The organism is Bacillus sp. LR--39 (assembly GCF_053613335.1).
Map to the genome: position 1 here is coordinate 1 of NZ_JBSIOT010000645.1, position 817 is coordinate 817.

General features: G+C 46.9%; 1 protein-coding gene and 1 pseudogene. Both read right to left on the bottom strand.

Going from position 1 to position 817, the window contains the following annotated elements; all coding sequences use genetic code 11:
* Window positions 1-406, bottom strand: a pseudogene (gene argS / locus ACWHAR_RS25540) (arginine--tRNA ligase); the annotation flags it as partial.
* A partial coding sequence (locus ACWHAR_RS25545; RefSeq protein WP_452088243.1) for a DUF1934 domain-containing protein occupies window positions 403-817 on the bottom strand: 415 nt, incomplete at its 5' end. The pseudogene argS and the gene ACWHAR_RS25545, both read right to left, overlap by 4 nt.

Sequence of the window (817 nt, forward strand, 5' to 3'; positions counted from 1 at the left end):
CCGTCGGGTTTGCTGAGACGAATTCCACCTGGACGCGTTCCCCGCCCCCGATATTTGTTTCACCGTAGGCCTCTCCTGCTTCAAGCACAGCCGGAATCAGCTTCGTTAAATATTGATTGTTCATGTAGAAATTGATAAAGCCAGGTCCTGCGATATCAAGTTTGTCGATCGACGCTTTTCCTTTGTCAAAGGATGCGACGATTTCTTCGGCAATATTCCGCGGCGCTTTTTTGGCGATTCTCGCCAGCTGCATAGCCATATTAGTGGAATAGTCGCCATGCGACTTGTCTTTCGGAACTTCCAGTACGACTTCTGGAATCTCGCTTTCTTCGGCGAGGCCGGCTTTCATGACAGCTTCCTTAATTTCCTGCTTCAGCACATCTTTCATTTGTTCGACTATGTTCATGACTCGTGTCCTCCTCTATACGAAATCGACATCTTATGTAAATGCTTTTGTTCATCGCTTACAATCATATCGTACTCAATGCTGATCTTTCCGTCCGGCGGCTGATGTGTGACTGATACAGCTTTAGTATCCACGCCGAGCTCGAGTCTGCCGAATGGCATTTTATAATGAGTGACGGTGCGGCTGCCCGGCCTGAAGCGCTGTTTCATTTCGATGGCGCCGGAACGCATGACCAGAACTTCGTTTTCACTTGCCTTGACGATCGTCTTCACCTTTCCAGCATCATGCTCTTCATGATAAGAAAGATATATTTTATCTTTTTTCATATAATAAAATCCAGTTGTCCGGAACTCGATCGTCTCCGTGTCCGATCCTTCCCGGATAACAGATTTCACATAGATATGAACGGGT